Origin of the sequence: Vibrio sp. Vb0304 (assembly GCF_033338995.1) — a bacterium.
Taxonomy (GTDB): domain Bacteria; phylum Pseudomonadota; class Gammaproteobacteria; order Enterobacterales; family Vibrionaceae; genus Vibrio; species Vibrio alginolyticus.
On the sequence record NZ_JAWOTT010000052.1, the window covers coordinates 1 to 2,686 of the forward strand.

Below are 2,686 nucleotides of genomic sequence, written 5' to 3' on the forward strand. Positions count from 1 at the left end.
TTTAGGCCAGAACTTCTTAACGAATTAGCTAAATCTTCCATGATTGATTATCTCCATTTCTGCGAGCGCATAACGCCCTGTTAAGGGGTGAGCAACGCAATACCGAGGCCGCCGCATACCACCTTAAACACTAAAACCAACGCATAGTGAAAATGCCACGCGTTGCGAATCCCTCTTGAACAGTTTGTTAGGGCGCAGAGCCTATTGATACACGCTGACTTCTATTAAGTTCTTATCAAGATCCAAAAAATAGACAGATTGGATTGCACCAACAGCTCCTGATTTTTCGACTGGACCCTCTATGATTTTGACATTTTCTTTGACTAAATGGTTTACCACTGATGTCAACGGCCAATCTGAAATTAAGCAAACATCACCTGAACCAACATTAGCTACATTTCGCGGTTCTTGGCCAAGAAGCTGAAAGTTAATCTTTTGATTTCCGAACGTTACAGCCTTACGGCCATTGGCAAAAGTCACCTCTTCCATGCACAAAACCCGTTTATAAAAGTCCACTGATTTTTCTATGTCGGAGACTGTGAGAACAATATGATCTATGTGATGAATCATCATTTTACTCCTTGCGCCCTAACGCTGCGTTAAGTAGTGAGCAACGCTACCACCTAACCTAGACCATTGCACCGTAAACACCAAAAATCGACTTGAACAAAAAATGCCGAGCGTTGCGAATCTGCCTTAAACGCTTTGTTAAGCTTCATCTTCAGAGAACCACATAACTACTTTTTGTTCCATAAAGGCTTTAAGGATAGACAGTGATTCTAGTGCATCAGACTTGGCCAAAAGCTCAGCTGACTCAAAGCGCCCATCGATCATCTTTTTTATAAGGGAGCCTGATTTGATGCCAGCTTTAGCATGCACATACGGGTTTCTAATTTTCCTTAGTACTTCCAGTGAAACGTAAAGTTCTTCACTTATAATGCTCTCGCGCAATGAGTTATCGATAATCTTTTTAAATGACGATTCTGCAATCGTATTTTGACCTCGCATTATGAATTCGCCAGATAGAGAGTGCTCGATAAACGCTTGAGCAAGGAGCACAACAGCCATGTAGTTTCCATTGACATAGCTATTAGCTACTTCATGCAACGCAAGTTGTGATTGCATACCACCGGTTAACAACTTATCACCTTGTGGTCCAAACAATTCATTTAACTCAACAAAACGTTCAATTCTATCGGCTTTATTATGTTCTTCGTCAGCAAGAAAACTCTCGATTCCTTGCTTTTTTAGTTCTTCGTAATCCATAGTTTCTCATTGAAGCTTAACGCCGCGTTAAGTAGTGAGCAACGCTACCACCCAACTAAACTATTGTGCCGTAAACACAAAAACTAATTGAAACTAAAAATGCCACGCGTTGCGAATCTGCCTTAAACGCTTTGTTAGCTAACTTTTCTGAGCTATCTTTGAAAAGCGCTTGTCTAATTCTCGAACTTCAATCACCCATCTAACTACTCGATTTGAGTTGTCTCGCTGAGTACGACCTTTGAGCTCAATTTCATTCGCTATGCTTAATAAGAAATGCGAAAACCAAAAAAATTGGGCGTCTCCGAAAATTCTAAAGGCTAGCTTCTCATTAATTATACCTTGATCGATCATTGCATTTAAATCGGCAAAAAAGAAGGCAACTCTGGCGATAGATTTTTTCTCCATTGAGTAACTATTAGTACCATCTCGATAGCTTTTTATTATTGGTGTTATCTTTTTATCATTAGCTTCCCACTCCGTTATACACTTGAACGCAGTTGACCTGTGGGTGTGCATTTCCTCACTCCACCACATTTGATGAAGCCTTGCTACTTCAGAAGATTGATTTTGCTTTCTTTGATTACTGTATATGGCAAGAGCCCCTAAAAAGCTTCCTGCAGCACCTATCGCTGATACAATATTAGTCCAATCCGCCATATTAACTCCTTGGTAGCTAACGCCCAATTAAGGTGTGAGGCACGCAATACCGATGCCGCCGCATAACACCTTAATCACTAAAGCCAACGCATAGCAAAAATGCCAAGCGTGCCGAATCACTCTTAAATTGTTTGTTATAAGCCGCCCTTAAGCATTACGAAAGCGCTCTATTTCACTAGACCAACGCACTGAAATATCAAACAGTTGGTAGCAAAGTGCTCGAATACACTCTGGTGTGAAAATCATATACTCCTGATTTACAAACTCAAAAACGTTGCCATGGCATAAATTGTTTCTTACTCGAACGACCTCGACCATTTCAAAGTTAGGCTTTTGGCTTTCTAGACGTGCCACAAAATTATTTTCACCATCAAAGGCTAACTTTGTAACATCCAACCCGATCTCACGCGCATTTAACAACAAATTATTACTTAAGCATTTATATGCTGATGGTTCTGTGTATACGTGTGGGGAGTTTTGGTTGTTAATAATGACCCTTATAGTTGATTCAATTCCATTTAAAAATGATACAACAGCAGGTAGATAAAGCTCATTGTGCGCAGCTTGAGCGCCTTGAATGAAATAGAAGTGACATTCTGCCATTTGAATTTGTTGGGCATAAGACGTTGTATCAAAATCCTTGCCATTTAGATGCACTATTGCTTCCATGTATACTCCTAGGCTTATAACGCCCGCTTAAGTGGTGAGCAACGCAATACGATATTTCTGCAAACCGCCTAAATCACTAAACTTAACGCATGAT

Annotated in this window: 4 protein-coding genes; all 4 read right to left on the reverse strand. The window is 40.3% G+C overall.

Going from position 1 to position 2,686, the window contains the following annotated elements; all coding sequences use genetic code 11:
• Nucleotides 1–201 precede the first annotated feature (201 nt).
• Nucleotides 202–570, reverse strand: coding sequence for a VOC family protein (locus R7P35_RS23560; protein WP_024701877.1), 369 nt, complete (start codon nt 568–570; stop codon nt 202–204).
• 138 nt (nt 571–708) lie between these two features.
• Nucleotides 709–1,266 (reverse strand): hypothetical protein, encoded by a 558-nt coding sequence (locus tag R7P35_RS23565; RefSeq protein WP_025768997.1) that lies wholly within the window; start codon nt 1,264–1,266, stop codon nt 709–711.
• A gap of 138 nt (nt 1,267–1,404) precedes the next feature.
• Complete coding sequence (locus tag R7P35_RS23570; RefSeq protein WP_025768996.1) at nt 1,405–1,923, reverse strand: hypothetical protein; 519 nt, start codon at nt 1,921–1,923, stop codon at nt 1,405–1,407.
• Between the two features lie 147 nt (nt 1,924–2,070).
• On the reverse strand, nt 2,071–2,592 hold the full coding sequence (locus R7P35_RS23575) for a hypothetical protein (RefSeq protein WP_042523666.1): 522 nt from the start codon (nt 2,590–2,592) through the stop codon (nt 2,071–2,073).
• Between the last annotated feature and the right edge of the window lie 94 nt (nt 2,593–2,686).

Coding starts and splice junctions, on each gene's coding strand:
- R7P35_RS23560 (WP_024701877.1), bottom strand. CDS start 570: ATGATTCATCACATAGATCATATTGTTCTCACAGTCTCCGACATAGAA.
- R7P35_RS23565 (WP_025768997.1), bottom strand. CDS start 1,266: ATGGATTACGAAGAACTAAAAAAGCAAGGAATCGAGAGTTTTCTTGCT.
- R7P35_RS23570 (WP_025768996.1), bottom strand. CDS start 1,923: ATGGCGGATTGGACTAATATTGTATCAGCGATAGGTGCTGCAGGAAGC.
- R7P35_RS23575 (WP_042523666.1), bottom strand. CDS start 2,592: ATGGAAGCAATAGTGCATCTAAATGGCAAGGATTTTGATACAACGTCT.